The sequence below is a fragment of the Dietzia sp. B19 genome (genome assembly GCF_014145155.1).
GTDB classification, from domain to species: Bacteria; Actinomycetota; Actinomycetes; order Mycobacteriales; family Mycobacteriaceae; genus Dietzia; species Dietzia natronolimnaea.
Window position 1 is genome coordinate 1 of sequence record NZ_JAALED010000373.1, and the last position, 5025, is coordinate 5025.

Annotated in this window: 4 protein-coding genes; 2 read left to right on the forward strand and 2 right to left on the reverse strand. The window is 71.1% G+C overall.

Going from position 1 to position 5025, the window contains the following annotated elements:
- Together G6020_RS11050 and G6020_RS11055 are read left to right on the forward strand one after the other, a co-directional pair.
- Positions 1 to 750, forward strand: a 750-nt coding sequence (locus G6020_RS11050) for a class I SAM-dependent methyltransferase (RefSeq protein WP_182610666.1), incomplete at its 5' end; no start/stop codon positions are given.
- 109 nt (positions 751 to 859) lie between these two features.
- On the forward strand, positions 860 to 2371 hold the full coding sequence (locus G6020_RS11055; RefSeq protein ID WP_347238362.1) for an aldehyde dehydrogenase: 1512 nt from the start codon (positions 860 to 862) through the stop codon (positions 2369 to 2371).
- Positions 2372 to 2489: 118 nt separating this feature from the next.
- Here G6020_RS11055 and G6020_RS11060 read toward each other — a convergent pair whose 3' ends face one another.
- Positions 2490 to 3152, reverse strand: a complete 663-nt coding sequence (locus G6020_RS11060) for a response regulator transcription factor (protein ID WP_179523602.1) — start codon at positions 3150 to 3152, stop codon at positions 2490 to 2492.
- Positions 3153 to 3212: 60 nt separating this feature from the next.
- Positions 3213 to 4868: a HAMP domain-containing sensor histidine kinase gene (locus G6020_RS11065; RefSeq protein WP_347238363.1), complete on the reverse strand. Its 1656-nt coding sequence runs from the start codon at positions 4866 to 4868 to the stop codon at positions 3213 to 3215.
- Positions 4869 to 5025: the final 157 nt, after the last annotated feature.

Here is a 5025-nt window from a genome sequence, read left to right on the forward strand (position 1 = left end):
GACCCGGACGCCTTCTACTCCGGGCTGGCACGGGACACCGTCGAGCTGGTGGCGGACCTGTGGGCGGAGTCCGGGGACCGGCCGGGTGACCCGTCGGGGGGCGGGGCGGGTGACGCCGCGTCGTCGACGGATACCGGGCACCCGGCAGGCGCCCGGCTCCCGGGGCTCACGGTGCTCGACGTGGGGGGAGGGCCCGGTTACTTCTCGGAGGCCTATGCCGCGGAGGGCGCGCGGTACGTCTCCGTGGAGCCCGACGTGGGGGAGATGTCCGCTGCCGGGCTGGACCAGTCGGGCTCGGTCCGGGGCAGCGGGATGTCGCTGCCCATCCGGTCGGATTCGGTGGACGTGTGCATCTCCTCCAACGTGGCCGAGCACGTGCCCGAGCCGTGGACGATGGCCGAGGAGATGCTCCGGGTGACGCGACCCGGTGGCCTCGTCGTGGTCTCCTACACCCTCTGGTACGGCCCGTTCGGCGGTCACGAGATGGGGATGACCCACTACCTCGGCGGGGAGCGCGCCCGGCGGATGTACGAACGCCGACACGGGCACCCGCCGAAGAACGTCTACGGCGAGTCGTTGTTCGAGGTGGGATGCGCGGAGGGCCTCGAGTGGGCGCGGGGTACGGCGTCGGGCGAACTGCTGGCCGCCTTCCCGCGGTACCACCCGCGGTGGGCGTGGTGGCTGGTGCGCGTGCCGCTGGTCCGCGAGGTCCTCGTGTCGAACCTCGTGCTGGTGCTGCGGGCCCGGTAGGCGCGGGTCCGGAGGGCGCGGCGGGTACCGGGCGGCATCCGCCGGACGCGGTGGGTACCGGGCGGCGTCGCCGAGGTCCGCCCGGGGACTCGGGCACTCGTCTACCATCGTGGAACACGTTCTTGTTTTCTACCTCTCGGAGGTCTCCGTGGTCGTCGTCCATGACAAGCTCTTCTCCGGCACGCGCTGGACCGATCCCATCACCACCGGGGTTCTCGAGGTGACCTCCCCGGCCACGAACGCCGTCGTCGGGCGGGTGGCCGAGTCCACCACGGAGGACGTCGACGAGATGGTCAGCCAGGCCCGGGACTCCTTCGAGTCGGGCGTGTGGCGGCTCACCCCGCCCGCCGAGCGCGGCGCGCTGATCGGCCGGGTCGCCGACATGCTCGAGGAACGCCAGGGCGAGGTCTGCCAGATCCTCTCCGACGAGATGGGCACCCCTCCCGGGACCGCCGCGATGATCCAGGTGACACCCACGCTCGGCGTGCTGCGGTACTACGCGAAGCTGGCCGCGGACTTCCCGTGGTCCGAGGTCCGGCACGGCGACTACGGGGCGTCCGTGGTCACCCGTCAGCCCGTCGGGGTGGTGGCCGCCGTCACCGCGTGGAACGTCCCGCTCTACCTCAACTCCGCCAAGCTCGGCCCGGCCCTGCTCTCGGGAAGCTCGGTGGTCCTCAAGCCGTCGTCCGCGACCCCGCTGTCCGCGCTGTGGCTGGCGGACCTGTTCCGCGAGGCAGGCCTGCCCGAGGGTGTGCTGTCCGTGGTGACCGGCCCGAGCTCGGTGGGCGACCACCTGGTCTCGCACCCGGAGGTCGACAAGATCTCGTTCACCGGCTCGACGGGGGTCGGCAAGCACATCGCCGGGATCGCCGCGCAGAACCTCACCCGCTGCTCGCTCGAGCTCGGCGGCAAGAGCGCGGCGATCATCCTCGAGGACGCCGACATCGCCGCCAACGCCGGGACCATGGTGTTCTCCGCCCTGATGAACTCCGGCCAGGCGTGCGTGTCCCAGAACCGCATCCTCGCCCCGCGGTCGCGCTACGACGAGGTCGTGGAGGCCCTGGTCGAGAACGTCAAGGCCATGCCGGTCGGCGACCCGTCCGCCGAGGGCACCGCGTTCGGCCCGCTGGCCAACCACAAGCAGAAGGACAGCGTCGAGGGGTACATCCGCAAGGGTGTCGAGGAGGGCGCGACCATCGCCTACGGCGGCGGGAAGGTCGAGGGACTGCCCGCCGGCGTCGCCGAGGGTGCCTTCGTCCAGCCGACCGTGTTCACCGACGTCGACAACTCCATGACCATCGCCCAGGAGGAGATCTTCGGGCCCGTGCTCCAGGTCATCGCGTACGACACCGTCGACGAGGCCGTGCGGATCGCCAACGACTCCGAGTTCGGTCTGGCCGGAGCCGTGTACTCGGCCGACCCGGACGCCGCGCTCGCCGTGGCGCAGCGGGTGCGCACCGGCACCATGGGCATCAACTGGTACGCCTTCGACCCGAGCGCGCCGTTCGGCGGCTTCAAGAACTCCGGCCTCGGCCGCGAGAACGGACCCGAGGGGCTGGACGCCTACTGCGAGCTGCAGAGCGTGCTCATGCCGTTCGGATGGGAGGCGCCCGCGGGGTGAGCCCCGTCTGAGCGTGGTGGGGATCGCCCGGCCGGGCGGCCCCCACCACCCGGCACGACTGCGGCGCCGGACCCGATCACGGGTCCGGCGCCGCAGTGGTCCGGTCGGGGTGGAGCGGTCACTCCACGCGGTAGCCGACGCCCCGGACGGTGTGGACCTTGTTCTCACCGATCTTGCGGCGCAACGACCGGATGTAGACGTTGACGATGTTCGAACCGGGGTCGAAGTCCATACCCCACACGCTCTCGAGCAACTGCTCACGGCTGATGGTCTCGCCCTTGTTGCGCAGCAACATCTCCAGCAGCGAGTACTCGCGGTTCGTGAGTTCCTGGATCCGGCCGTCGACCTCGACCCGGCGGGTGCGGATGTCCAGGCGCATGCCGGCGTGCTCGAGGATGCCGGGGTCCTCCGACGCCTCGTGCTCGCGCAGGCGGAGCCGGATGCGGGCCAGCAGCTCCGGGACACGGAAGGGCTTGACCATGTAGTCGTTGGCCCCGGAGTCCAGTCCCTCGACGGTGTTCGCGACGCTGTCGCGGGCCGTGAGGATGATGACGGGAGCCGCGAACCCGCGGTCGCGCGCCTCGCGGAGCAGCGTCAGGCCGTCGATGTCCGGCAGGCCGATGTCCAGCAACATCAGATCGATGTCGGAGATGGTCGACAGGATGGACCGCGCGCTGTCCCCGTCCACCGCCTCGAGTGCGGTGTACTCGGCGCCGCCGAGTGCCTTGACCAGTACCGAGCGGATGAGGTCGTCATCCTCCACGACGAGCACATTCGTCATGCAACCCTCCTTCTAAGACAATGGAGTATTCCACGCGGAGCATGTGATTCGAGCGTGTCATCAGGTCGTGTCCCCGGGTGCGCCGGATCGCCGGTTCCGCTCGTACCGCCCCCTGCCGGATCGGCGGCGACGCTCGGGCCCCCGACCGACCGTGGGGGCGGCCTCGTCGAGGTCGGTGTCCACCTCGTCCCCGGCGTCGGAATCGAAGCTCGCGGGGACGTAGGGGACGACGATGCAGAACGCGGCGCCCCCGCCCTTGGCGTTGAACGCGAACGCGCGGCCCCCGTGGGCCCGGGCGATCGTCGCGACGATCGCCAGGCCCAGCCCGGTTCCCCCGCGACCGTCGCGGAGCTGACCGCGGGCGGTGTGGAACCGCTCGAAGATGGTCTCCTCCTCGCCGGGCGGGATCCCCGGGCCGCTGTCGCGCACCCACCACAGCAACCGGCGTCGGTAGTTCTCGCGATGCGGCGGGTCGGGCAGTGGGCCGACCGCCAGATCGTCGGTGACCGTCGGGTCCCCCGGGGCGATCACCCGGCAGCCGATCTCGATCAGGTCCCCCGGTCCGGTGAACCGCACGGCATTGGAGCAGAACTGGATGAGCGCCTGGGTGATCCGGTGCTGGTCCAGCAGGGCGACGTCCTCGGCGTACGGCAGCACCGACCACTCGCGGTCGGCGATCACGTCGATCTTCGCCTCGACGTCCAGAACCAGTTCCGCGACGTCGGTGGGGGCGGTCTGGAGGAAGTCGGGGCGGTCGGAGCGCGCCAGGGTGAGCAGGTCCTCGACGATGCGGGTCATCCGGGACAGCTCGTCCTGCATGATCCGGGTGGTCTCGGCCCGCTCCTGCGGATCCTCCGGCATGAGATCCAGGTTCCCCTGGACCACGGTCAGGGGCGTGCGGAGCTCGTGGCCGGCGTCGTCGAGGAACTCCCGCTGCGTCCGATAGGCCTCCTCCACGCGCTCGAGCATCGCGTTGACCGTGTCGGCCAGGGAGACGATCTCGTCCGGTCCGTCGACGGGGACCCGTCGTGACAGGTCCGCGGCCGAGATCGTCTCCGCGGCCTCACGGATCCTCCGGACGGGGACGATCATCCGGCCGGCCAGGAGCCAGGCGACGAGCGCGCTGAGGACGATGCCGCCGGCGCCGGTGCTCAGCAGGAGGTCGGCGACGCGACCGGTGTCCTCGCGGGTGGGTGCGTCACTGATCGCGACCACGATGTTGGTCGGCCCGGCCGGGCCGTCGACCTCGGCCTTCCGCCACCGCACGGTGCCGTCGATGATACCGGACCCCTCATCCGACACCAGCCCGATCCGTTGGATCTGGGACCGCATGGCCGGGGGGAACAGGGTGTCGTCGTCCGAGCTGAACCTCGAGAGCGTGAACTGCGTCCCCGAGGTGGTGGCGGTCCCCACGAGGAGCAGCTCGGCCGACGGGTACTGCTGCGCCAGATACGCGCGGATCAGCTGCTCGGTGGTGGGGTTCTCCGACTCGGCCGACGGCAGGATCCCCGCGTCCATGAACGTCGAGAAGTCCGCGGCCTCGCGGTTGAGACGGGCGTCGGTCGTCCGTTCGGCGGTGAGATGGAGCACCTGCAGCGTGAACAGCACCATGGCGGCGAACACGGCGGCAGAGGTGAGGGTGATTCCCAGCGTGATGCGCAGGCGCGCCGAGTACCACCATCGGACCGAGGGCGCCCTTCCCAGCCGCGGGGTCACTCCGGCGAGGAACGGGCGTAGGACCGCGAGGAGTCCCGGAGCGCCCCGTCGCTGCGCGGGTGTGCCGAGGCGTGCGGGGGCGGCCCCGTGGTCCCCGCGTGATCTGGGCGCCCTGTCTCAGCGGCGTGCGGCGGTGGTGTGCGGTCCCTCTGGGGCC

Excerpts from the sequence above, each read along its gene's own strand:
- G6020_RS11060 (WP_179523602.1), bottom strand. The coding sequence starts at position 3,152 with ATGACGAATGTGCTCGTCGTGGAGGATGACGACCTCATCCGCTCGGTA.